At 59.0% G+C, this 23,972-nt stretch carries 17 protein-coding genes; 14 read left to right on the top strand and 3 right to left on the bottom strand.

Features of this window, described 5'->3' with window-relative positions; all coding sequences use genetic code 11:
• Nucleotides 1–118: 118 nt before the first annotated feature.
• The 5 genes from recC (at nt 119) to I6L44_RS18000 (ending at nt 11,844) form a co-directional block, all read left to right on the top strand.
• Complete coding sequence (recC, locus tag I6L44_RS17980) at nt 119–3,472, top strand: exodeoxyribonuclease V subunit gamma (protein ID WP_216952677.1); 3,354 nt, start codon at nt 119–121, stop codon at nt 3,470–3,472.
• The gene (gene recB, locus I6L44_RS17985; RefSeq protein WP_216952678.1) at nt 3,472–7,083 is read left to right on the top strand and encodes an exodeoxyribonuclease V subunit beta; all 3,612 of its coding nucleotides are present in this window, start codon (nt 3,472–3,474) and stop codon (nt 7,081–7,083) included. The genes recC and recB overlap by 1 nt, the downstream gene beginning before the upstream one ends.
• On the top strand, nt 7,080–9,143 hold the full coding sequence (recD, locus tag I6L44_RS17990) for an exodeoxyribonuclease V subunit alpha (RefSeq protein WP_216952679.1): 2,064 nt from the start codon (nt 7,080–7,082) through the stop codon (nt 9,141–9,143). Before recB ends, recD begins: the two co-directional genes overlap by 4 nt.
• A 372-nt stretch (nt 9,144–9,515) precedes the next feature.
• Nucleotides 9,516–10,490, top strand: a complete 975-nt coding sequence (locus I6L44_RS17995) for a reverse transcriptase domain-containing protein (RefSeq protein WP_201906020.1) — start codon at nt 9,516–9,518, stop codon at nt 10,488–10,490.
• Nucleotides 10,480–11,844, top strand: a complete 1,365-nt coding sequence (locus I6L44_RS18000) for an AAA family ATPase (protein ID WP_201906022.1) — start codon at nt 10,480–10,482, stop codon at nt 11,842–11,844. The genes I6L44_RS17995 and I6L44_RS18000 overlap by 11 nt, the downstream gene beginning before the upstream one ends.
• Nucleotides 11,845–12,134: 290 nt before the next feature.
• Here I6L44_RS18000 and I6L44_RS18005 read toward each other — a convergent pair whose 3' ends face one another.
• Nucleotides 12,135–12,533: a VOC family protein gene (locus I6L44_RS18005; protein ID WP_216952680.1), complete on the bottom strand. Its 399-nt coding sequence runs from the start codon at nt 12,531–12,533 to the stop codon at nt 12,135–12,137.
• 75 nt (nt 12,534–12,608) lie between these two features.
• On the opposite strand from I6L44_RS18005, the gene I6L44_RS18010 reads away from it, so the two are divergent.
• Both I6L44_RS18010 and I6L44_RS18015 read left to right on the top strand, forming a co-directional pair.
• The gene (locus I6L44_RS18010) at nt 12,609–13,541 is read left to right on the top strand and encodes an AraC family transcriptional regulator (protein WP_216952681.1); all 933 of its coding nucleotides are present in this window, start codon (nt 12,609–12,611) and stop codon (nt 13,539–13,541) included.
• Between the two features lie 190 nt (nt 13,542–13,731).
• Nucleotides 13,732–14,730: a sensor domain-containing diguanylate cyclase gene (locus tag I6L44_RS18015; protein ID WP_216952682.1), complete on the top strand. Its 999-nt coding sequence runs from the start codon at nt 13,732–13,734 to the stop codon at nt 14,728–14,730.
• A gap of 75 nt (nt 14,731–14,805) precedes the next feature.
• On the opposite strand, the gene I6L44_RS18020 is transcribed toward I6L44_RS18015, so the two are convergent.
• Nucleotides 14,806–15,432 (bottom strand): porin family protein, encoded by a 627-nt coding sequence (locus I6L44_RS18020; RefSeq protein WP_216952683.1) that lies wholly within the window; start codon nt 15,430–15,432, stop codon nt 14,806–14,808.
• Between the two features lie 1,276 nt (nt 15,433–16,708).
• On the opposite strand from I6L44_RS18020, the gene I6L44_RS18025 reads away from it, so the two are divergent.
• On the top strand, nt 16,709–17,473 hold the full coding sequence (locus I6L44_RS18025; RefSeq protein ID WP_005336490.1) for a helix-turn-helix transcriptional regulator: 765 nt from the start codon (nt 16,709–16,711) through the stop codon (nt 17,471–17,473).
• Between the two features lie 150 nt (nt 17,474–17,623).
• Here the strand turns inward: I6L44_RS18025 and I6L44_RS18030 are convergent, their stop codons facing one another.
• A complete protein-coding gene (locus I6L44_RS18030) occupies nt 17,624–18,388 on the bottom strand; it encodes a UTRA domain-containing protein (RefSeq protein ID WP_254204300.1) in 765 nt (254 codons plus the stop codon).
• Between the two features lie 263 nt (nt 18,389–18,651).
• Here I6L44_RS18030 and I6L44_RS18035 point away from each other — a divergent pair, with 263 nt between their 5' ends.
• The 6 genes from I6L44_RS18035 to I6L44_RS18060 are packed head-to-tail and all read left to right on the top strand — an operon-like array spanning nt 18,652 to nt 23,931.
• Nucleotides 18,652–19,713 (top strand): ABC transporter substrate-binding protein, encoded by a 1,062-nt coding sequence (locus tag I6L44_RS18035; RefSeq protein ID WP_157162419.1) that lies wholly within the window; start codon nt 18,652–18,654, stop codon nt 19,711–19,713.
• Nucleotides 19,714–19,722: 9 nt separating this feature from the next.
• Nucleotides 19,723–20,556 carry an alkaline phosphatase family protein gene (locus I6L44_RS18040; protein WP_216952685.1) on the top strand — a complete coding sequence of 278 codons (834 nt, stop codon included), beginning with the start codon at nt 19,723–19,725 and terminating at the stop codon, nt 20,554–20,556.
• Entirely contained in the window at nt 20,556–21,455 is a 900-nt protein-coding gene (locus I6L44_RS18045) for an ABC transporter permease subunit (protein ID WP_216952686.1), read from the top strand. The genes I6L44_RS18040 and I6L44_RS18045 overlap by 1 nt, the downstream gene beginning before the upstream one ends.
• On the top strand, nt 21,448–22,224 hold the full coding sequence (locus I6L44_RS18050) for an ABC transporter permease (RefSeq protein WP_005355251.1): 777 nt from the start codon (nt 21,448–21,450) through the stop codon (nt 22,222–22,224). The genes I6L44_RS18045 and I6L44_RS18050 overlap by 8 nt, the downstream gene beginning before the upstream one ends.
• A 6-nt stretch (nt 22,225–22,230) precedes the next feature.
• A complete protein-coding gene (locus I6L44_RS18055; RefSeq protein ID WP_216952687.1) occupies nt 22,231–23,238 on the top strand; it encodes an ABC transporter ATP-binding protein in 1,008 nt (335 codons plus the stop codon).
• Between the two features lie 39 nt (nt 23,239–23,277).
• Nucleotides 23,278–23,931, top strand: coding sequence for an HAD family phosphatase (locus tag I6L44_RS18060; protein WP_216952688.1), 654 nt, complete (start codon nt 23,278–23,280; stop codon nt 23,929–23,931).
• The last annotated feature ends 41 nt before the right edge of the window (nt 23,932–23,972 follow it).

Consider the following 23,972-nt stretch of genomic DNA (forward strand, 5'->3'; position numbering starts at 1 on the left):
GGCCACAAGTGCCTTTTGCATCTTCCCCCTCGATCCCCGACAATTCCTTTTCTTGTGAAGTGACGGAAATGGCTCGCCTTTTCCCTCGCCCCCTCTCATCCACAGGCGGGAATTGCTCATGTTTACCCTCTACCACTCCAATCAGCTGGATCTGCTCAAAGAGCTGCTGGTGAGCCGCATCCGGCAGGCCCCCCTCTCTCACCCCTTCGATCGGGAGCAGATCCTGGTGCAGAGTCCGGGTATGGCCCAGTGGCTCAAGCTGGAGCTGGCCAAAGCGTTCGGCATCGCCGCCAATATCGATTTTCCGCTACCCGCCAGCTTTATCTGGGAGATGTTCACCCGGGTGCTGGCAGATGTGCCGCGCCAGAGCCCCTACAACAAGGGCTCCATGAGCTGGCAGCTGATGACCATTCTGCCTGCCTTGCTGGATCGCCCCGCCTTTGCCCCGCTCGCCGCCTATCTGGGTGGGGGAGATGACGAGGATCCCGCCAGAGATCCCGAGCAGGTGCGGCTGTGGCAGCTCTGCCAGAAGGTGGCGGATCTGTTTGACCAGTATCTGGTCTACCGGCCGGACTGGATCGCCCGCTGGGAAGAGGGGGAAGGATTGAGTCAGGAGCTGGCCGGGGTGAGCGGTCAGGATTGGCAGCCCGAGCTGTGGCGCGAGCTGGTGGCCCGCACCCTGGCGCTCTCTCCGAGCGGCTACCACCGCGCCAACCTCTACGAGGAGTTTATCCACGAGCTGGCGCGCACCGCCGATCTGCCGGGCAAGCTGCCGCAACGGGTCTTCGTGTTCGGCATCTCGGCGCTGCCGCCGCGCTATGTGGAGGCGCTGCTGGCCCTCGGTAGCCGACCGGAGGTGGAGGTGCACCTGTTCGTCACCAACCCCTGCCGTTACTACTGGGGGGATCTGCTGGATCGCAAGACCCTGGCTCGGCTGGAGAACAAGCTCAAACCCGGTACCGACATCGAGACATTGCAAGGCCCCGCCAACCCGCTGCTCGCCTCCATGGGCAAGCTGGGGCGCGACTACCTGCATCAGCTGATGGAGCTGGAGGTGCCGCAAATCGAGGCTTTCGTCGATATCGACGAAGTGGATGGCAAGGGCAATGTCAGCCTGCTGCGCGCCATCCAGAAGGATGTGCTGGAGCTGGCAGAACGGGGCGCCGGTCAGTTCGATCTCGACAGCAGCCATCACAAGAGCCCGATCGATCCGGCGGATGGATCCTTGCAGATCCACGCCTGCCATGGCCCGATGCGCGAACTCGAGGTGCTGCACGATCGGCTGCTGGCGCTGTTCGAGCAGGACCCGACCCTCACCCCGAAAGACGTGGTGGTGATGATGCCGGATGTGAACAGCTACGGCCCCTATATTCAGGCGGTGTTTGGCGCGCGCGGCCAGATCCCGTTTGCGGTCTCGGATCGGGCGGCGAGTCAGGAGAGCCCGCTGCTGCAAAGCTTCCTCGCCCTGCTCAGGCTGCCCAACGCCCGCTTCGGGGCGGGGGAGCTGCTCGCCATTCTCGAGGTGCCCGCCGTGCTGCGCCGCTTCGAGCTGGATGACGACGAGTTCAACCAGCTGCGGGTCTGGGTGCAGGAGACAGGCATCCGCTGGGGGCTGGATGACGGTTACCCTGTCCGTTTCGATCTGCCGCCCATGTCCGGCAACAGCTGGCTGTTCGGCCTGCGCCGCATGCTGCTCGGCTTTGCCATGGGGGATGGCGAGCCGGTGGCGAGTATCTTGCCTTATGCCGATATCGAGGGGCAGCAGGGGCTGGCGCTCGGCAAGCTCGCCTGGTTTGTCGATTCGCTGGCAGAATTCCTGCCCCGCCTGCAACAGGCGCAGCCGCTGGCCGAGTGGAACGCCTGCCTGCTGGCGCTGCTGGAGCGCTTCTATCTCGCCGACGAGGATGAAGAGCGTCAGCTCCAGCTGATTCGCAGCCAGCTGGCCGAGTGGCAGACCCGGCTTGGCGAGGCTCGCTTCGAGCAGCCCATCACCGCCGACCTGTTGCAGGATTACCTCGGCAGCGTGCTGGGGGAGTCCCGCTCCAGCCAGCGCTTCCTTGCCGGTCAGGTCAACTTCTGCACCCTGATGCCGATGCGCTCCATCCCCTTCAAGCAGGTCTGCCTGCTCGGCATGAACGACGGCGTCTACCCGCGCACCCTGGCTCCCATGGGGTTCGATCTGATGGCGGTGGCGTCGCGGCGTGGGGATCGCTCCCGTCGCGATGATGACCGCTACCTCTTCCTCGAGGCGCTGCTCAGCGCCCAGCAGGGGCTCTATATCAGCTATCAGGGCTTCAGTGCGCAGGACAACAGCGACAAGGTGCCGTCGGTGCTGTTGGCGGAGCTGATCGACTATGTGCGGCAGGGCTTTGTGCTGGCGGGGGATGAGGATCTCGACGACGAAACCTCCGGCAAGCGGCTGCTCAACCATCTGATGGTGGCGCACCCGCTCACCCCCTACAGCCGCAACTACTTCTATCCGGAGCCGGGTTCACGCCTCTTTACCTATGCCGCCGACTGGCTGCCCGCTCTCAATCCGGTGCGCGGCGCGGCCAACTTCCAGAGCGGCGAGCTGCCTTTGCCTCCCGAATGGGGCAAGGAGCAGGGACTGGAGCTGGCGGAGCTGCTGCGTTTCTATCGCCAGCCCACCAAGTATTTCCTCAACCGTCGCCTCAAGGTGTGGTTTGAACTGAACGAGGCCAACATCGAGGACAGCGAGCCATTCGAGCTGGATGGCCTGCAACATTATCAGCTGAAAGATCTGCTGCTCGATGCCCATCTGGCGGAAGGAGATAGCACCGAGCGTCGCGAGCGGTTGCAGCTCACCGGCCTGCTGCCGCAAGGGTGGTTCGGCAGCCTGCTGCTGGACGATCTGGACGCCGAGATGGGCAAGCTGGCGGATCGGTTGCGCCCTTGGGTTGCGGCCAATGAGTCAGAAAAACAGGCGGTGGAGATCGATATCTCCCTCACTCAGGGCCAGCTGCAAGGGTGGATCGACACCCAGAAGGGGCGCTTGCTGGTGGTCAAACCCGGCAGCTTCAACGGCAAGGATCTGCTGCTGGGCTGGATCCAGCACCTCTGCCTCTCATTGAGCGGCGCCCCCGGCGACACCCTGCTGTTCGATGCCAAGCAGAGTCTGCGCCTGCCTGCTCTTGCTGCCGACGAGGCGCGGCCCAAACTGGCGGCTCTGGTGGCCTGTTGGGCGCAGGGGATGAAGCGGCCGCTGCCGTTTTTCCCCAACACTGCCTGGGATTGGCTCAAGGCGATCGAGAAGGATCCCGACAAGCCGGAGGCGGCCGACAAGGCGGCTCTCACCCGTTTCAACGGCGGCTGGATGATCAATGGGGAGGGGCAAGACGTTTACGTCGCCCGCTGCTTCCCCGAACTCGATGACGAGGTGCTGGGGCAGTTGCAGGCGCTGGCCCGCGAACACCTGACCCCGCTGCTTAAGACCCTGGAGGAGCTGAAATAATGGCTAACCCGCTCAATACATTGCGTTTTCCCCTCCATGGTGAACGACTGATCGAAGCCTCCGCCGGTACCGGCAAGACCTACACCATCGCCGGTCTCTACCTGCGCCTGCTGCTGGGCCACGGCCCCATGATCGGTGAGGGCGCCGATGCCGGTCAGCCGAGCGCCCACGAGCGGCCGCTCTCGGTGACCGAAATTCTGGTGGTGACCTTTACCGAGGCGGCCACCGCCGAGCTGCGCGGGCGGATCCGCGGTCGCATTCACGAGGCGCGCCTCGCCTTTATGCGCGGCCATAGCAATGATGCCCTGCTGGCCCAGCTGCTGGACGAGGTGGAAGATCACGAACTGGCGGCCCGCCGCCTGCTGGCCGCCGAGCGGCAGATGGACGAGGCGGCGGTCTTTACCATCCACGGCTTCTGCCAGCGGATGCTCAAGCAGAACGCCTTCGAGTCTGGCGCCCTCTTTGAAACCGAATTTCTTACCGACGATAGCCAGCTCAGGTTGCAGGCGGTGAGCGACTACTGGCGCGCCGAGTTTTATCCGGTGGATAAGACCCTCGCCAGTGCGGTGCGCGCGCTCTGGCCGAGCCCCGCCGCCCTGCTGCGGGAGATGGGTAGCTGGCTCGACAACAGCGAGCTGGAGATCCACCCCGCGCTGGGGGACGAGACCCTCGCCGCCCGCCATCAGGCCGCCATGAGTCGAATCGCGGCGGTGAAGAGCGAATGGCTGGCGCAGATGGACGAGATCCGCCGCCAGACGGATGGGCAAGTAAGCCGCTACACCGGCAAGAACTATGAAGGGTGGCTTGCCAAGATAGCCGATTGGGCGCAGGACGAGAGCAGTGGCTACGCCATCCCGAAGGAGCTGGAGCGCTTCGGTCAGACGGTACTGGAGGAGAACCTCAAGAAGGGGGGCGCCGTGCCGACCCTGCCGCTGTTCAGCCAGATCGATGAACTGCTGGCGAGTCGCCCCGGTATTCGGGATCTCATCCTGCAGCGGGCGGCCAAAGTAGTGCGCAGCCGGATGCAGGCCAGCAAGCGGCAGGCTCATCAGCTCTCGTTCGATGACTTGCTCAAAGATCTCGACGGGGCGCTTGGCTCCAGCCTTGGCGAGCGGCTCTGCGAGCGCATTCGCGCCACCTACCGGGTGGCGATGATCGATGAATTTCAGGATACCGACCCCCAGCAGTACCGCATCTTCCATCGGCTTTACGGCGGCCACACAGACACGGCGCTGTTGATGATCGGTGACCCCAAGCAGGCCATCTACGGCTTTCGCGGCGCCGACATCTTTACCTACATTCAGGCGCGGCGAAATGTGAGCGCCCACTACACCCTCGGGCGCAACTGGCGCTCCAGCAGTGCGCTGGTGGGGGCGGTCAACGGCCTGTTCGAGCGAGCCAAGGATCCCTTTATCTACGAAGCGGATATCCCCTTCCTGCCGGTGGAGGCGCAGGGCAAGAGCAAGGCGCTGCAGCTGGATGGCGAAGCCGCCCCCGTGCTCCACTGCTGGCAGCTGAGCGGCCAGCCGACCTTCAATCGGGGGGATTACCAGAGCAAGATGGCCCGCGCCACCGCTGCCGAGATCCACCGCCTGCTGACCCTGGCCCGCGAGGGCAAGGCATTGATCGGTGACAAGGCGGTGAAGGCCGGAGATATCGCCGTGCTGGTGCGTACCGGCTCCGAGGGCAAGCTGGTGCAGCAGGAGCTGGCGCGGCTCGCCATCGCCTCCGTCTATCTGTCGAACCGCGAGAGCGTGCTGGAGCAGACGGAGGCGCGGGAGATCCTGCTGATTTTGCACGCCTGCCAGAACCCGAGCGAAGAGCGCAGCCTGCGGGCGGCGCTCGCCACCGGCCTGTTTGACCTCGACGCCAAGGCGCTCGATGGGCTGGCCAGCGACGAGCGAGCCTGGGAGAGCGCGGTGCAGGAGTTTATGGAGTACCGCAAGATCTGGCACCGCCGTGGCGTGCTGGCGATGCTGCGGGCCCTGCTGCACCGGCGCAATCTCGCCTCTTCGCTTTTGGCTAGCCCCTATGGCGAGCGGCGGCTGACCAACTTCCTCCATCTTGGCGAGCTGCTGCAACAGGTGAGCAGCGAGCTGGACGGGGAGTATGCCCTGCTGCGCTGGCTGGGGGAGGCGGTGAGCCGCCCCAACGGGCAGGATGCGGAGCAGGTACTGCGCCTCGAATCCGAGCGCAAGCTGGTGCAGATCGTCACCATCCACAAATCCAAGGGGCTGGAGTACCCGCTGGTATTCCTGCCCTTTATCTGCAGCCATAGAACCGCCGAGACCCCGCTCTATCACGAGGCGGACGAGGCGGGCAATCGCACCATTCTCGATCTGACCGGCGCCGACTCGTCGCTCGCCGAAGCGGACAGGGAACGGCTTGCCGAAGACCTGCGGCTGCTCTATGTGGCGCTGACCCGGGGCGTCTACGCCACCTGGCTGGGGCTGGCGCCGGTGCGGGCGGGAGCGGGCAAGTCGGAGAAGACCGACCTGCACCACACCGCCATCGGCTACCTGCTGCAAAAGGGCGAGGAGGGGGATGCGCAGACGCTGGCAACCGCCCTGACCGAGCTGTCACAGGCGCTGCCCGGGGTGGCCGTCGGTGAGCCCTCGCTCACCCGTCCGGCCCCGCTGCCGCCAGAGGAGGAGCTGCTGGGCGAGCCGCAGGTGCGCCACTTTACCGGTCGGCTGGAGCGGGACTGGTGGATCAGCTCCTACTCCGGGTTGGCGGCGCAGGGCCACGGCCACAGCAAGGGCGTACTCGCCAATCCCGGTTTCGATGACGAGGTAGTCACCGAAGCAGCCGCTGCGCTGGTGGCGGAACAACCGGACGAGGCGCCCCAGCCCTCCATCTTTACCTTCCCGAAAGGGGCGCGCCCCGGCACCCTGCTGCACAGTCTGTTCGAGACCATCGACTTTCAAAGCGCCGCGGGCGAGCCGCTGGCAGAGCATATCGCCAGTCTATTGGCTCAGGACGGCTTCGACGAGAGCTGGGCCCCGGTGCTGCAACAGCAGGTCGAAGCGGTGCTGGATACCCCGCTGGAAACGGGCTTTGGCGAGCCGATACGGCTGCGGGACTTGAGTGCCGAGCGCAAACAGGTGGAGCTGGAGTTCTTCCTGCCCATGGGACGGGTGACGGCACCGGCGCTGACTGCGCTCTGCCAGCAGCACGACCCGTTGTCACGGGGCAACAAGCCGCTCAGCTTTGCCACCGTGCAGGGGATGCTCAAGGGCTTTATCGATCTGGTGTTCGAGTGGCAGGGGCGCTGGTATCTGCTCGACTACAAATCGAACCACCTCGGCATGAGCCCCGCCGATTACAGCCGTCCGGCGCTGGAGCGGGCGATGGCGGAGCATCGCTACGACCTGCAATACCAGCTCTACTCGCTGGCGCTGCACCGGCTGCTCACCCTGCGCCTGCCGGGCTACGACTTCGAGCAGCACTTTGGCGGCGTTTTCTATCTGTTCCTGCGCGGCATGCCGCAGGGGGGCATTTTCCATACCCGCCCGAGCTGTGAACTGGTGCTGGGGCTGGATAAGTTGTTTCGCGAAGGCAGTGAGCTGCCAGCAGCGGGATCTCAAGCATTGAACGAGGTAGAGGCATGAGCGGCACCATGATCAGCACCGCGACCAGTGTAATGATGGTTGAACGGTTGAAAACACTGGCGCTGGCTGGCCGTATCCGCCAGCTGGATCTGCAATTCGCCAGGCTGGTGGCAGACCTTGGCGGCAGCCCCGAGCTGGTGCTGGGGGCGGCGCTCGCCTGCTTCGAGCTGGGGCGTGGCCATGTCTGTCTGCCGCTGGAGATGCTCGCTGCCGGATCCCTGCGCCCGTTCGGTCTGGATCCCCAGCAGAGCCGGGATCTGTTGGCTGATCTGGCGGATCCTGCCCGCTGGCCCGCCCTGTTTGCGGCAAGCCCGCTCGTTGGCTGTGAGCAGGATGACGGGCTTGCCCCGCGCTGGCCGCTGCGGCTGTGGCACGGGCGGCTCTACCTCACCCGCTACCACGATTTTGAACTGGGGGTGGCCCGCCATCTGCGCGCCCTGAGCGAGCGCGCCGAATGGCCGGAGATTGCCCCCGCTCTGTCGCGGCTGTTTGCCCGCGACTACGGGCTGGTGTTCGCGGCGCTGCTGAAAGCCCGCCTCGCCCCCGATTTCTCGGCCCGCCACTTTATCGAAAAGTATCTCGATCTGGTGTTCCCCAATGAAGTGGATTGGCCCGCCATCGAAGGGCTGCTCGCCAGTGCGCAGGCGGCGAGCGACCTTGGCAAGCTGGACGCGCTGGTGCCCGAGGCGCTCTGTTGTAACGGCCAGAAGCTGGCGGCGGCCACCGCGGCGGCGCGCCCCTTTGCGGTGATCTCCGGCGGCCCCGGCACCGGCAAGACCACCACTGTGGCGAAGCTTTTGGCCATTCTGGTGGAGACCGGCCTGCAAGCGGGCAAGGCCCCGGCGATCCGGCTGGTGGCCCCCACCGGCAAGGCGGCGGCGCGCCTAACCGAGAGTATCGGCTCTGCCCTGCAGGCCCTCGATCTGCCCCCCGAGTGGGTGGAAGCGATCCCCACCGAAGCGGGCACCCTGCACCGGCTGCTCGGGGTCATTCCGGGGCGCAGCCAGTTCCGCCACCACGCGGGCAACCCGCTGCACCTCGACCTGCTGGTGGTAGATGAGGCCTCCATGGTTGACCTGCCGATGATGGCACGCCTGCTCAATGCGTTGCCAAGCCACGCCCGCCTGATCCTGCTCGGCGACAAAGATCAGCTCGCCTCGGTGGAGGCGGGGGCCGTGCTCGGCGATATCTGCAGCTTTATCGAACAGGGCATCAGCCCGGCGCAGGCGGACTGGCTCTCCCGCCAGACCGGCTACCGCCTGCAGGGCACACCAGCGGGGGCCCCGGTGCGTGACAGCCTCTGCCTGCTGGCCAAGAGCTGGCGCTTTGATCAGCACTCCGGCATCGGCCAGCTGGCGCGCGCCTGCAACAGCGGCGATGCCACGGCGGTGGAATCAGTCTGGGGCATGGGCTTTGCCGATATCAGCCTGCACCCCTGGGCCGGGGAGGCCTACGATGCCCTGATTGCCCAGGGTGTGGCCGGTTACGGCAGCTATCTGAAGGCGGCCCGCGCGGGGGAAGCGCCCGCCGCCGTGTTCAAGGCATTCAACAGCTTCCAGATCCTCTGCGCCCTGCGCGATGGCCCGTTCGGGGTGCTGGGGCTTAACGAGCGCCTCGAACTGGCCCTGTCACGGGCTGGCCTGATTGCCCGCGATGGCGACTGGTATGCCGGTCGCCCGGTGATGGTGGTGCGCAACGACCATGGGGTCGGCCTCTACAACGGCGATATGGGGCTCTGCCTGCCCGATGAAAGCGGGCGGCTCAAGGTCTGGTTCGAGCAGCCGGACGGCACCTTGCGGGCGCTTTTGCCCAGCCGCTTGCCACCCCACGAGACGGTCTACGCCATGACCATCCACAAATCCCAGGGCTCGGAGTTTGCCCATACCGTGCTGGTGTTGCCCGATAGCCCCAGCCCGCTGCTCACCCGCGAGCTGGTCTATACCGGCATCACCCGCGCCAAGGCCCGGCTCGATCTCTACGGCGATCGCGCCCTGCTGGCACAGGCGGTACGAAAAAAGACCGAGCGTTATTCCGGATTGGCGGAGAGGTTGGGGGAGTGATGTGGGGTCTGTAAGACTGATACAGAAGTAAGTCATAAGTTAAGCGGATTGACCGAGATATTCTGTTCTGGTAACGTCTGCATCACTGGTGACTAGGAGTAACTCCAGTCGTTAAGCCAGTCCCTAGGCGTCATTACCTGATTTCTTTCTTCCCCCCCTCTTTACTATGCTGAGAGGGGAAGGGAAGATTGAAAGTATAAATACCCTTCAGTTTTCCCAATTCCATCCATATTTTTAACGTATGAGACATGCAGTCTAATTAATTTAAGTTTAAGTATCACTATTCTAATTTTATTAAACATAACGATTAGTTGTTTTTTCTATATTTGTGAATTATATTTCATCAGGTTTATATGATTTGGAAATGATGAAATGATTCAACGCACTTTTAAACAAGCATTTAATGCTGTATTTCATGAAAAAGAAAATTTCGAAGAGTTCCTTGCCCTTGATATCGAAAATGAAGTCGAGAAAATTTCCGTTGAAAATAAAATAAAGAAACAGCACAGACTGTTCTTTCGTCAATCTGAAAAATTAAAGAAATATCTTCGATTTGTTGATAGAGTAATACTGAGAAATCTAGCAAAAGATAATGATGTAGTCCATTCTTTCACCAAAGATAAAAGTACATTGACAGCGGTGTCTGCTCATTCAAATAATGATTATTTTTTCCAAACTGATATATCTTCCTTTTACTCAAGTATTACTAAGGATGATGTATTAAGGATCTTAAAAAGAGACATTAATCTTATACCAATAATTGATCTTTCTGACTATATAGACTTCCTTGTATCTATCATGACTTATGATGGTGTTTTACCTGTAGGATTCTCGACGTCACCTCAAATAAGTAATGCTTTTCTCTTCGAGTTCGACGGGGAATTGAATGAAATCTGTCGAAGAAGAAATATTATTTATACTAGATATGCAGATGATATAATCCTATCTGGAATGGATTTAGAACATTTGAAGGACATGAGTAGTGTAATTGACTCATTGATACTTAAGCTGTTTTCTGGACAGATCACCCTTAATAAAGGGAAGACAAAGTTAACATGGAAAGGTAATAAGGTAAAAATTCTTGGACTGACAATTCTACCTAATGGCGTGGTGACAATTGACAAAAAATATAAGAATACAATAGAAACACTTCTTCATCTTTATACAACCGATATCGATAGATTTGAAAAACATTTATCTGTAACAGATGGGTTCAATAAAAGGTCCTTATTTGGATTGCTACACTATGCAAATTCGATTGACCCACAGTATATAAGTAAGTTACAGCGTAAATATGGTTCTTTGGCTGTCTATAAATTAATGGAGGATAGTCAAAATGACGACTGATATTGTGGTTATAAAAAATATAAAAGCAATAAAGTCTCTTAGTGTCGAATTCTCCTTCTCTGACAGAGGAATATTGGTCGTAACAGGTAAAAATGGTATCGGTAAAACGTCACTCGTAAAGGCATTTAGTCTGCTATCTGACCCTTTAGTTTTTATAAAATCCTCTGGTGAAAAATCCATTAATGAAAAAAGTTATATCAGTATTTCTATTGATGAACATTCGCCAATAGAATATAAATATAATGATATCCATAAATCTCTCGACTCAAAAGATATTCTGCCAAAGAAAAATAAAGTTTTGGCAGAGCTTTCAGTCCCATACGGGAAAAGATTTAAGCAGTTTTCCTTGATATCTGAATATGATAGGGAGATAAGGGCTAATATAGCATCATCCCGGTATGGTAGAGCTGAAAAGCTAATTTCATTTTTAGGCGAAATTTATTCTAATGATAAATTTAGTGACTTGAAAGAAACAAGGGTGAATAAGCATTTATTCTATTTTAGGTTATTGGATAATGACTATTACATCAGAGAAGATCACTTCAGTTCAGGTGAGTTTTTTCTAATACAACTATACAGGCTAATAACTTCTGGTGCATCTCTTGTTTTGGTTGATGAGGTTGATGTTGCGTTAGATGCTGCTGCGCAAGTAAGGCTGTATTCAACCATAACACCGTTATTAAAAGAGTATAAAACTAGGTTAATAGTAATTTCCCACTCTTTAGCATTTATGAGTACGGTTGGTGAGGGGGAAATATATTATCTAGAGGATAAAGGAGAATGTATAAGTCTAGAGCAGAGATCTTTAGGGTATGTTAAGTCGGATTTATATGGTTTTACGGGGAAAGATAGATATATTCTAGTCGAAGATGATGTTCTTGCCGGATTTGTTAGATTTTTAATTAATAGTCATATAAAAACATTTTTTGAATACGAAATAATTGCTGTGGGGGGTGAGCCACAAATAAAAAGCATGATATCTAAGAATTCCCGAGATAGAATTTTTGGCCCCCCTGAAGATGTTATTGTTATTGTAGATAAGGATATTATTGAAAAGGTAAAATCAGATGGTCTGACACAAGTACATTCATCACCTGTCAATGACATAGAGGTCTTCATTTATAAAAACAGAGAAAGACTATTGCCTAATATAAAGTTGAAGGACTTTAAAACTGCTGGAAAGGAAAAGAAAACAGCTAAAACATTCTGGTCTAAAATAATTGGTTCAGCACAAGTACGTGAAGAGTATCTATATTCTTTGATTGAACTTGAGCATAAGGAGGAAGTATCATCATTAATTTCCGTTTTAAAAAATCACTTGGAAATATCACTATATGAGCACCACCTGACATAGACTATATAAGCTTGGATACTATATACCGGCAGGTGATATTAGCTAGGCCATTTTGGGGTTTATGTGTTCGGTTTCATATCATTTTTCCCTCCCCTCATCCCCGACCCTTCTCCCGCAAGGGGAGAAGGGAGCAATGCAGTTACCGCTGTCCGATTACGCTTCGCTAATCGAACCTACGTGACTGATGGTATTGCGGTTAGCCGAACCGGTGTGGTGAGCGATCATATCTCAGGTGCCGCTTTATCCCCTCTCCCGTTGGGAGAGGGCAGGGTGAGGGGAGCATTCAGGTATTAGATGGTCAGCTCCAGCCGGTTGCCTTCCGGGTCGAGGAAGGTGCTCTCGTAATAGCCGTCGCCGGTCCAGCGGGGGCCGTCCAGGTGCTTCACCTCGGCGCCCTTGAGCAGCTTGAGGCGGGCGGTCATCTTGTCCACCTCCTCCACGCTGCCGAGGGAGAAGGCGAGATGGGCCAGCCCCTGCAACGGGTGCGGTAGAGTGAGATCTGCCGGAAACAGTATGGGGGTGTGCATCAGCTCCAGGCTGGCGCCCCCTTCGAAACGCACGAAGTAAGAGCTGAACTGTTTGCTCGGGTTGTGATAGCGCTCATTGGCCTGCCCGCCAAACAGGGTGCAGTAGAATGCCTTGAGTGCCTCCAGATCCTGCGCCCAGATGGCGACGTGATGGATATGCATGGCTGGTCTCCTGTGACTCGATGCCCTTGATGCTATGCTGGGGCCTGTCCCTTCGACATGGCTGAGCCCGTCCTGATGATGTCTGAAACTGCCAACGCCGAGATTATCGATGTCTCCCCCGACTGCCGCGAGCAGATCTGCTGCGACAGCTTGCTGCCGGCCCTTGCGCAGGAGCAGGTGTGGCTGGCGGGTTATTCCCGCCTCAAGACCCGCTACCGCATCGCGCGCCGCTTTGCCGATATGCACTGTTTTCTGCTGACCCTGGGCGGTGAGGGGGAGGTGCAGGTGGGGGAGCGCCGCGAGCGGTTGCAGGTCGGGGAGTGGGCGCTGATCCCGGCCGGGGAGCCGCTCTGCTATCAGTTGAGAGAGCATCTTGGTGAGCAGTTGAGTGAGCAGCTTAATGAGCCGTTGAACCAGCAGGTGAATAAGGGGAGTGAGTGGGAGCTGGTGTGGCTGCTGCTGCACAAGGATTCCCCCTGGGATGCCTTCGCCAGCCACCCCCGGCTCGGTTGTACCTCCCAGCAGGCCACCGTACTGCGCACGATCGAGAACCTCTATGCGGAGCAGGAGCGCCATCAGGACCCGCTGCTCAGCGCCCTGCTGGTTGAGCAGCTCGGCTTTTACCTGCGCCGTCTGTTGCAAAAGGGAGAGGGGCAGCGGCGTGGCGAGCGGCTGGCGCAGCGCCTCGAATTGCTGCTCAAAGAGGCGCTGACCGAGCCGTGGGACATAGCGCGCATGGCCGGCGCCCTGCACCTCTCCGAGCGCCAGCTCTACCGGCTCTGCCAGCAGCACTTCGCGCTGGCGCCCATGGCGCTGCTGCAACGGCTGCGGCTACAGCGGGCGGCGCTCTTGCTGGCCAGCCGGGCCGACCCGGTGAAGCTGCTGGCCGAGCAGTGCGGCTTCAAGAACGAGTACCACTTCTCCACCGCCTTCAAACGCCAGCATGGCCTGGCGCCCAGCCACTATCGCAACCTGCATCATCCTGCCTTTAAAACCGGACAAGGGTGAAATATTGAGCCACACTGGTTGCTAATGTTATTCAGACGAACCCGATGGCGGCCGATAACCGGAACAAGTAGTGGCGGTTTTCATCGATCAACGGATAGCGGACTGTGCAGCCGTCTGCCGCTATCATTTCTCAACATCAGGCTGGAATGCCCCGCGCCCCAGCGGGGCGGCAATACAAGGATGGTCTCCCATGCTGCAGGACAGCGACACGATCAGGATCTCGGATGTCAGCGAAGCCGTGGTACATGGCATTCTCGAGGTGATCAGCGATGGTATCTGGGACTGGAATGCCAACACCGGTTTCGTCTATCGCAACCCGGGCTGGTACCGGATGCTGGGCTACGAGCCCCATACTCTAGGCAACAATGTCTTCACCTGGGAGAGTGTGATCCACCCCGACGACATGGATCGGGTGATGGCGAGCTTCGATGCCTATCTGAGCGGCGCCGCCCCCGACTACCGGGTCGAGTATCGCTGTCGCAGTCGCGGTGGAGACTATATCTGGATCGAGGATTGCGGCCGCATCATAGAGCGCAATCCCGATGGGTCTGTGGCACGGATGATCGGCGCCCATCGCAATATCCACGCCAGCAAGTTGCTGCTGGAGCAGCTGGAGCTGCGCAATCAGTCGCTGGAGCAACTGGTGGCGGAGCGCACCGCCGAGCTGGTGCGAGTCAACGAGGCACTGCAACAGAGGGTGGAGGAGAATCGTCAGCTGGCGGAGACTGATGCCCTGACCGGTGCCGCCAGCCGCTATCGGCTGGAGCGGGCGTTGCAGCTGGAGTGCGAACGGGCGCGCCGCTTTCACTTGCCTTTTACCGTGATTGCCATGGATGTGGACAACTTCAAGCAGATCAATGACAGCTATGGCCACAATATCGGGGATCAGACCCTGATCAACATAGTGGCGCTGGTGCGCGACCATATCCGCGAGATTGATCTGCTGGCTCGTTGGGGTGGCGACGAGTTTATGGTGCTGCTGCCCAATACCGGCCGTGAAGATGCGTTGGTGGTGGCGAACAAGTTTCAGGCGTTGATGGTGACGAACCCCATCTGTCCCCGCGGTGTCACCACCATGAGCTTCGGAGTGGCGGAGTATCAGCAGGGTGAGCAGAAGGAGAGTCTGATGGTGCGTGCCGATCGGGCGCTCTATCAGGCCAAGCAGCAGGGCAAGAATCAGATCTGCTGATGGCACATCAGCCAATAGAAGGGCCGCAGGCGTGAAACCTGTGGCCCTTTTGCATTGTTACTGACGCGGCGCGACTTAGAAGTGGTAGCGCAGACCCAGCTTGAGGGTATCCAGAGAGTAGTGCTCATCACCCAGGCTCAGGGCGTTGAACTGGCGCTCGTAACCGATACCGGCAGAGAAGCTGTCGTTGAAGGCGTAGTCCAGACCCACTTCCAGATTGGGGTGTACCTTGCTCTTGGTTTCGCTGCCACTTACCTGACCGCTCATACCGAGGATGGTGGCATTGCCGACAACTTCCACTTCGGTGCGAGTGTAAGCGATACCCGGTTTGGCATAGGCGCTGAAGCCCCAGGCCAGCGGCTGGCTCAGCTTGGCGGCCAGGCTGATGCTGCGGGTTTCGATGGTGGTGTCGGCAAAACCGGTTGCCCCCTGAGAGGTCACCCAGATCAGCTGCTCCATCTGTTGGGCGTGCAGGCCACCTTCAATGGCCAGCCAGGGTTTGAAGCTGTAACCGACGATCAGGCTGCCGCCGTCGAGCTGGTCGTCGATCACTTTGGCGTCATAGGCGCGCTGGAGGTCACCGTCGAGATCCATCTTGGAGGTGGTCAGATCCAGACCTGCATACCAGCCTTCGGCATGGGCGCCGCCATTCATGGCCAGAGCAAGCAGGGAGAAAGCGGCAATTTTATTAAACTTGTTCATGGATAAATAACCTTGTGTTGCGTGAACTGCGTGTAATTTATATTGCTCAATCCATGAAGCTTTTTATATTTCCGTCATCGCTCTGCTTTCACAGAGGGGCCGCAGTATAGTCAGCACATTTCTGAATAACAAGAGAGTGGTTTCCCCATCATTATAAATATGACTGGCTGCAAGCAGGGCCATTTTGTTTAATAAATGGTGTTATTAGAGTTTTAGCTTTATTGAGGTTTAAATAATTAACTGGTGAGGAAAATGACCGGCTGCGAGTTCTATTTTGATTCTATGTGATTGATTTTTATCAGCATTGAATTTTCATTCGAGCGTGGCCATGATGAGCCGTCTAAAAATTGGCATCTCAGATGTCACTGATTGGCATCAGGTTCTTTTCGATGATTTTTTGAACGCATCACAAGGTGAAACCGTGAGAAAAAAATTTCTCTCTTTGCCTGTTTTTTGCTCTTTTTGAGGTTTGGGATTGTTCCCATTGTAACTTTTGGTGGTCTTTTGAGGCTGTTTTTGCGTGGGCTATGCTACCCACCAGATACGCGAATGGGCGCTTGTGGGTGGCTTTTCTCTTCACCCGGCCGCAATTGTTGAGGTGGTCATAAGGTGTGATAAGCAGATATGGGATGCGCGGTGTGATTAATTTTGTTTGCTTATATATTCAAGCCATTTAAAAGATAGGTTTTTGGCGTTTTAAATAACTTTGTTATATTCGTTTTTATATTTTTCGAAGCTTTCCAAGCAAGCCATTTAAATATATTGAATGGCAATAACACGGTATTGATGATCGTTTAGGATACCTTGCCAGAGGGGGCGTGGTGGCTGGCGCATCAGTGGGCGGCGGGTGGCCGGTGACACTTCCCCTTGCCGGGGCCCTTGACCTGACCTGCGAATTCAGGGAAAAGAAAAGGGCGGTGCTATCAGCGCCGCCCAATGCCAGGAAAGAGAAAAAACCTTACGGTTTAAAAGATAAAAATTTGGAAGCAAACAATCGATTTCTCAACCAGGAAGGGTCTTGAATTCGATACGTTTCGATTATGCGCGATGTTCTATGCAGCACTAGCAAAATGTTTGCGGGTTGAAAGATATGCACTGTCTGGTGTCAGATTTTGCGACCTCATCGTTCAACTGGTCTGTCCTGATGGGCGTTGTAGGCGATTTTTTCTCTAGGCTGTTTTTTCGGTGTCAATATCTGAGCCTTGAAGGTAAAAACAGGTCAGAAGCTGACTCGGCATAACCATGCAATGAAAGTGCGATAACAAGGAAGAGTGGCATGACCTACAGCCAGACCCTGGCCAACAATATTCTCGACACCCTGAAGAAGACCCTGACCGACAAGGGGATCCGCTATCAGACCCTGGCAGAAGCCATGGGTGTCTCCATCGCGACCGTGAAGAGGATGATGAACAAGCCCTCCCTGCCGTTCGATACTCTGCTGGAGATCTGCCATCTGGTGGGGCTCTCGTTCGAGGAGTTGCTGGATCGCACTCAGGACGCCCAGAGCCGCCGCGCCGTCTTTACCCAGGAGCAGGACGAGGCGTTTCACAACGAGCCGGGGCTTTACGCCTTTCTCGCCAATATCTTCTGGCGCGACAAGACGCTGATCGATCTCAAGCGGGAGTACGGCCTGACCGATGCCTCCTGCTACCTCTATCTGCGCAAGCTGGAGAAGCTTGGCATTTTGCAGCTTGGTATCGACAACAGTTACCACTTCCTGATCAGCGAGCGGATCAGCTTCGAGCAGCACAGCCGTTTCGCCCGCCAGCAGGCGCGGCAGGCAATGTCGGTGCTGGGGGAGTATCTGGTGGAGAACATGCACAAGTCGAACAACTATATGGCGCTCTGCCAGCTGCACCTCAACGAGGGAGAGGCGATGGCGCTGATCGACCGGATGAAGGAGTACTGGCATCAGGAGATCAAGCTCAACCGCCCCGCCATCGGCCAGCAGGAGCACGCCAAGACCTACACCATGTCGCTGCAACTGGCCGACTGCGGCTACCAGAGCTTCGACGACATGATCCCCAATATCGACAACTGATCCCGGCGGATCCTGCGGGATCCGCCATGTTGGAGTCTGGTTATTCCGTGAGTTGAACGGTATGCGATCTGCTTGCGACCGGTTGCAGCACCCGGTTATCGAGGCAGATGCGGATCGCCACTGTGCTCGACAGTGCTCTGGATATTTTCCCTAATCGGCGGCCCGGGTTTGTTGCAGCTTGCCTGCGATAGGTTGCAACGCCCGGGTATCGAGACAGATACGGATCGCATCCGGCCGCCAGTGCTCGATATCGCAATCCACCAGACCGCCTCGCTCGTCGTAATTGACCCGCACCAGCCGCAGTACCGCGCTCCCCTCCGCCAGATTGAGGGCGCGGGCGATGGCGCCGCGCGCCGCCGAGGGGGTGATCTCGAGACTCGCCCCGCCCTGGCCTATGCCATAGCGCTGCTGATAGAGCTCGGTGAGGGAGCTGGCCAGCGGTGCGCTGGCGATATCGGGAAAGCGGCTGGCCAGCAGATGGTGGCTGACGTGGAGCACCGGGCGACCGTCGATAAGACGCTGGCGGCGAATTTCATACAGCGGCGTAAAGGGATCCAGCCCCATCCAGCGGCACAGCTCACTGCTGGCGAGCTCGCTACCGTGGGCCAGCACCCGGGTTTCGGCGGTACGCTGCTGCTCGCCGATCCACTGGTGAAAGTGGGTGTGGATGGCGGGATCGTAGGTGAGACGAGGCGGCGCCACGAACCAGCCGCGCCGCTCGGCCCGGTAGATAAGGCCATCCGCCTCGAGGCTGGAGAGTGCCTCCTTGATGGTGATGCGGGTGGTGGCGAAACGTTCGCTCAGGGCCCGTTCGGCGGGTAGCTGCTGCCCGGCCCCCAATTGGCCGCTGCCGATATAGCGGCGCAGGGTCTGGCAAATCTGTTCGCACTTGGAGGAGGAGCGGCCATCGGCCATGCTCTGTTCGTTTACTCTCTGCTCGCTCAATCTCGGCTCGGTCACACTCTTGTCCCTGTTGCTTATTCAGAAGGCGGGTGGCTGGCAACCCCTTACTGGAATAGTCCAGCCTCACTCGGGTTCAGAGTTGTAACTGCTGTGGATGACAGCGCCATGACAGGGTGATTGTCATCAAACTGCCATCAAAGCGCCCCGCGACCGTCATATTTCCCCTCTAGCATCCCTCTCGAACCTTAACTGACCTAGTCCAGAGGGATGGGATGATGAAAAGCGTGATCGCAAGTGCACTGGCCATGGTGGCCATCAGCCAACCGTTGTTTGCCACAAATAGCTATGCAGCCGAAAATATCGCGGATCTCGAAAAGGCCGCCCGTGGCGAAGGCCAGCTCCACAGCATCGGCATGCCCGACAGCTGGGCCAACTGGAAGGATACCTGGCAGCAGCTGGGCAGCATCTACGGCATCAAGCATCAGGATACCGACATGAGCTCGGCGCAGGAGATCGCCAAGTTCGCCGCCGAGAAGGCCAATGCCACCGCCGATATCGGTGACGTGGGCGGCGCCTTCGGTCCGGTTGCGGTCAAGCAGGGTGTTACCCAACCCTACAAGCCCTCCACCTGGGCCGATATTCCCAACTGGGCCAAGGATGCGGACGGTCACTGGATGCTGGCCTATACCGGCACCATCGCCTTCCTGATCAACAAGGATCTGGTCAAGGCCGCCCCCACCAGCTGGCAATCCCTGCTGGGTGGCGACTACAAGGTGACCCTGGGTGACGTGGGCGTTGCCTCCCAGGCCAACAACGGCGTGCTGGCGGCGGCCTATGCCACCGGTGGTAGCGAGAAGAATCTCAAGCCCGCGCTGGAGCTGTTCGGTCAGCTGGCCAAGCAGGGTCGTCTCTCCCTGAACGATCCGACCATCGCCAATATCGAGAAGGGCGAGGTGGAAGTGGGTGTGCTGTGGGACTTCAACGCCCTCAACTACCGCGACCAGATCGACCCCAAGAAGTTTGATGTGGTGATCCCGAGCGACGGCTCCGTCATCGCCGGTTACACCACCATCATCAACAAGTGGGCCAAGAACCCCAACGCCGCCAAACTGGCCCGTGAATACATCCTCTCCGATGCCGGTCAAATCAACCTGGCCCGTGGTTACGCCCGCCCGATCCGCAGCAACGTTGCGCTGCCGGATGACGTGAAGGCCAAGCTGCTGCCGGCCGAGCAGTACGCCAATGCCAAGCCGGTGCAGGATCATGCCGCCTGGGAGCTGAGCTCCAAAGCCCTGCCGCGTCAGTGGCAAGAAACCGTCATGATCAACATGCAGTAAGGGAATCCAGTGCAACACAAGGTGATAGTGGTACTTGTGGATGGTCTGGCAGCCGAGGTAGCCCACACCATGGGCTACCTCGGTGGCATGGTGGAGGCGGGGCGGGGCCTGCATACGACCCTGAATGCTGCCCTGCCGTCTCTCTCCCGACCCCTCTACGAGTGCATCCTGACCGGCGTGCCGCCGGTGGTGAGCGGCATCACCCACAACGGGGTGAGTCGCCTCAGTCTGCATGACTCCATCTTCCATCTGGCCCGCGCCGCGGGTAAATGCACCGCAGCGGCGGCCTACCATTGGGTGAGCGAGCTCTACAACCGCAGCCCCTGGCTGGCGGCCCGTGATCGCTTTACTCACGACGAGCAGTTGCCCATTCAGCACGGCAGCTTCTACTGGGATGACAACTATCCCGACAGCCATCTGCTGATGGATGGGGAATGGCTGCGCAGCCAGTACGATCCCGATTTTCTGCTGATCCACCCGATGGGGGTGGACGATGCGGGCCACAAGTTTGGCCTCGACTCCCGCCAGTACCGCAATCAGGCGCGCCGGATGGACAGCCTGCTGGCCGATCTGCTGCCCCAGTGGCTGGCGGAGGGGTATCAGGTGGTGATCACCTCGGATCATGGCATGAACAACGACCTGAGCCACGGCGGCACCCTGCCGGAAGAGCGCACCGTGCCGCTCTGGCTGTTTGGCGATGCCTTTATCGAGCGCTGGCCGGATGGCGTGGTGATCGCCCAGACCCAGCTCTGCGCCCTGATGGCTGATCTGTTGGGCATTCCCCACGACAAGCCGGCAGCGCCACCGCTGCTCAAGGCCGCCTTTATGCGCGAGGTGCACTGATGATGCCTGCCACCACCGAGATCCTCGCGGATCGACCCGTGGCCACCAAGCGCAAGGTGCGCCGCCACTGGCTGCCCGCGCTGGTGCTGCTGCCGTTTATTCTCTTGATGATCCTGTTCCAGCTCGCCCCCATGGTGTGGGTGCTGGTGGGTAGCTTTCAGACCCCAGATGGCTGGGGCCTCGACTACTACCGGGAGATTTTGAGCTCCCCCTTCTACCTGCAATCGTTCGGCAACTCATTGCGCATCGCCGGTATCGCCAGTCTGGCGGGGCTTGCCATCGGCACCCTCGGGGCGGCGGCGCTGCGCCACAGCGGCGAGCGGGTCAAACGGCTGCTGCTGGCCTTCGTCACCATGACCGGCAACTTCAGCGGGGTGCCGCTGGCATTCGCCTTTATCATCATTCTCGGCATCAACGGTGCGGTGACCCTGCTACTGAAATCCTGGGGATTGATCGACGGCTTCAACCTCTACTCGGGCAGCGGCCTTATCCTCATCTACACCTACTTCCAGATCCCCCTTGCCCTGCTGCTGCTCTATCCGGCGTTCGATGCGCTGCAGGATGAGTGGCCGCAGGCGGCCGCGCTGCTGGGGGCGAGCAAGGGGCAGTATGTGTGGCACGTGGCGCTGCCGGTGCTGACACCTGCGCTGCTCGGCACCCTGATCATCCTGTTTGCCAACGCGGTGGGGGCCTATGCCTCCGCCTACGCCCTCACTACCGGCAACTTCAATCTGGTGACCATCCGGGTGGCCAGTCTGGTCTCCGGCGATATCTTCCTCGAACCCAATATGGCGGCGGCGCTGGCGGTGATCCTGATGGTGCTGCTGGGGGTAGTGACGGCCGCCAACCAGTGGCTGCTGAAAAAGAGCTATGTGAACAAGGGGCAATCCCATGCATGATTTGACGCCGCGCTGGCCCAAGTGGGTGCTGGGTGGGCTGGTCGCCACCCTGCTGCTGCCGCTGCTGGCCACGTTTCTCTACTCCATCTCCACCCGCTGGGGGGCGACCCTGCTGCCGGATGGCTTCACCCTCGACTGGTATCTCAAGCTGTGGGGCGATCCGCGCTTTCTGGCGGCGTTTGGCCGCAGCCTCCTGGTCTGCTTCGCCACTCTGCTGCTGGGGACCCTGGTGCTGGTACCGACCGTGCTGGTGGTGGCTTACTACTTCCCAAAGCTGGATCCCTGGATGAACCTGTTGATCCTGCTCCCCTTCGCGGTGCCACCTGTGGTCTCGTCAGTGGGGCTGCTGCAGATCTACGCCGATGGTGTCCTGCCCATTATCGGCACGCCGTGGATCCTGATCGGTACCTGGTTCACCGTGGTGCTCCCCTTCATGTACCGAGCGCTGGCCAACAGCCTGCAAGGGGTACCGCTCAGGGATTTGATGGATGCCGCCCATCTGCTGGGGGCAAGTAGTCGGCGCGCCTTTCTGTTGGTGGTGATCCCCTGCCTGCGCAAGGGATTGCTGGCGGCGCTGTTTCTCTCTCTTTCCTTCCTGCTCGGCGAGTTCGTGTTTGCCAACATGCTGGTGGGCACCCGTTACGAGACCCTGCAGGTCTACCTCTACAACATGCGCGCCACTTCTGGCCACTTCACCAGTGCGCTGGTGATGAGCTACTTCCTGCTGACCCTGCTGCTCACTTGGGCGGCCAACAGATTTCATCGGTGAATCAATATGTTCCATCTAGAAGTGAATCAACTGCACAAATCCTACGGTGACACCAGAGTGTTCGAGGGGATCGAATTCGGTATCCGCAAGGGGGAGCTGGTGACCCTGCTCGGCCCCTCCGGCTGCGGCAAATCGACCCTGCTGCGGGCGCTGGCCGGGCTCACCCCGGTGGATGGCGGTCAGGTGCGGGTGGCCGGTGAAGATATCACCTGGCAGGAGCCCCAGAAGCGCGGCATCGGCATGGTGTTCCAGAGCTATGCGCTGTTCCCCAACATGACGGTGTGGGACAACGTTGCCTTCGGCCTCAAGATGAAACCCCAGCCGGGGCGGGATCTCGCCGCCAGCGTGCAGGAGGCGCTTGAGCTGGTGGAGCTGATCGGTTTCGAGCGCCGCTATCCGGCCGAGCTCTCCGGTGGCCAGCGTCAGCGGGTGGCACTGGCCCGGGCTCTGGTGGTGCAGCCGCGGATCCTGCTGCTGGACGAGCCGCTCTCGGCGCTGGATGCCCGTATCCGGCGCAGCCTGCGCCAGCAGATCCGCGAGATCCAGCAGCGCCTCGAGCTCACCACCATCTTCGTGACCCACGACCAGGAGGAGGCGCTCACCATGTCGGATCGGATCTTCCTGATGAACAAGGGATCCATCGTCCAGAGCGGCACGCCGGAGGAGATCTATACCCGCCCCGCCAGCGAGTTTGTGGCGGGCTTTATCGGCAACTACAACCTGCTCGGCGCCGAGCAGGGCAAGTCGCTGTTCGGCCCCCGTTTTCAGGGCAAGCTGGCGCTGCGGCCAGAGTCCATCACCCTGCTGCCCGCCGGAGCGACCAGCAGCGAGCCCAGCCTGCCCGGCATCGTTCGTCAGCAACAGCTGCTCGGCAACGTGATCCGCTATCAGGTGGAGTGCGAGGTGGGGCTGTTGACGGTGGATTGCCTCAACCGCTCGGCCAGCGATCTGCTGGCCACCGGCAGTGCCGTGACCCTGGCGGTGGCCCGGGATCAACTCTGTGAGGTAGCATGACACCGCATTTCATTTCCATTTTCACTGCGAGGAGCGCCCATGGCACTGGCACTGTTTGATCTGGACGAGACCCTGATAGCCGGGGATTCCGCCAGCCTCTGGCTGGAGTACATGGTGGCCGAGGAGCTGGCGCCCGCCAGCATGATCGCGGAGGAGCAGGCCATGATGTCCCTCTACCATCAGGGCAAGATGGATATGCACCAGTACATGGCCTTCACCCTGCAACCGCTGGCGGGCAAGACGCGCCAGTGGCTCGACTCGCTCTGTGCCCGCTTTGCCGAGCAGGTGCTGCGCGAGCGCCTCTACCCCGAGGGGTTTGCGCGCATCGAATGGCATCGGGAGCGGGGCGACGACCTGGTGCTGATCTCCGCCTCCGGCGAGCATCTGGTGGCCCCCATGGCGAAGATGCTGGGGATGGATCACTGCGTCGCCATTTTGCTCGATGAGGAGGAGGGAATGCTGACCGGCCAGACCCGCGGCACCCTCAGCTTTCGCGAAGGCAAGGTGGCCCGCATCAACCAGCTGTTTGCCGGCAGGGACCATCTCTGGCAGGGTAGCTTTGGCTACAGCGATTCCCACAACGATCTGCCCATGCTGCGGGCAGTGAGCCATCCTCATGCGGTCAATCCCGCCCCCGCGCTGCGTCAGCAGGCCGGGGAGCTGGGTTGGCCGGTGTGGGAGTGGCAGCGCTGAGTCGCGTGCTCAAACAGGCTTAAAGCACGGCAAGAATAGCG

Origin of the sequence: Aeromonas sp. FDAARGOS 1414 (assembly GCF_019047065.1) — a bacterium.
GTDB classification, from domain to species: Bacteria; Pseudomonadota; Gammaproteobacteria; order Enterobacterales; family Aeromonadaceae; genus Aeromonas; species Aeromonas veronii_A.

Excerpts from the sequence above, each read along its gene's own strand:
- I6L44_RS18050 (WP_005355251.1), top strand. The coding sequence starts at position 21,448 with ATGCATGATTTGACGCCGCGCTGGCCCAAGTGGGTGCTGGGTGGGCTG.
- I6L44_RS18060 (WP_216952688.1), top strand. The coding sequence starts at position 23,278 with ATGGCACTGGCACTGTTTGATCTGGACGAGACCCTGATAGCCGGGGAT.
- I6L44_RS18025 (WP_005336490.1), top strand. The coding sequence starts at position 16,709 with ATGACCTACAGCCAGACCCTGGCCAACAATATTCTCGACACCCTGAAG.
- I6L44_RS18010 (WP_216952681.1), top strand. The coding sequence starts at position 12,609 with ATGATGTCTGAAACTGCCAACGCCGAGATTATCGATGTCTCCCCCGAC.
- I6L44_RS18045 (WP_216952686.1), top strand. The coding sequence starts at position 20,556 with ATGATGCCTGCCACCACCGAGATCCTCGCGGATCGACCCGTGGCCACC.
- recC (WP_216952677.1), top strand. The coding sequence starts at position 119 with ATGTTTACCCTCTACCACTCCAATCAGCTGGATCTGCTCAAAGAGCTG.
- I6L44_RS18035 (WP_157162419.1), top strand. The coding sequence starts at position 18,652 with ATGAAAAGCGTGATCGCAAGTGCACTGGCCATGGTGGCCATCAGCCAA.
- I6L44_RS18000 (WP_201906022.1), top strand. The coding sequence starts at position 10,480 with ATGACGACTGATATTGTGGTTATAAAAAATATAAAAGCAATAAAGTCT.
- I6L44_RS18020 (WP_216952683.1), bottom strand. The coding sequence starts at position 15,432 with ATGAACAAGTTTAATAAAATTGCCGCTTTCTCCCTGCTTGCTCTGGCC.
- I6L44_RS18055 (WP_216952687.1), top strand. The coding sequence starts at position 22,231 with ATGTTCCATCTAGAAGTGAATCAACTGCACAAATCCTACGGTGACACC.
- recB (WP_216952678.1), top strand. The coding sequence starts at position 3,472 with ATGGCTAACCCGCTCAATACATTGCGTTTTCCCCTCCATGGTGAACGA.
- I6L44_RS18005 (WP_216952680.1), bottom strand. The coding sequence starts at position 12,533 with ATGCATATCCATCACGTCGCCATCTGGGCGCAGGATCTGGAGGCACTC.
- I6L44_RS17995 (WP_201906020.1), top strand. The coding sequence starts at position 9,516 with ATGATTCAACGCACTTTTAAACAAGCATTTAATGCTGTATTTCATGAA.
- I6L44_RS18015 (WP_216952682.1), top strand. The coding sequence starts at position 13,732 with ATGCTGCAGGACAGCGACACGATCAGGATCTCGGATGTCAGCGAAGCC.
- recD (WP_216952679.1), top strand. The coding sequence starts at position 7,080 with ATGAGCGGCACCATGATCAGCACCGCGACCAGTGTAATGATGGTTGAA.
- I6L44_RS18030 (WP_254204300.1), bottom strand. The coding sequence starts at position 18,388 with ATGGCCGATGGCCGCTCCTCCTCCAAGTGCGAACAGATTTGCCAGACC.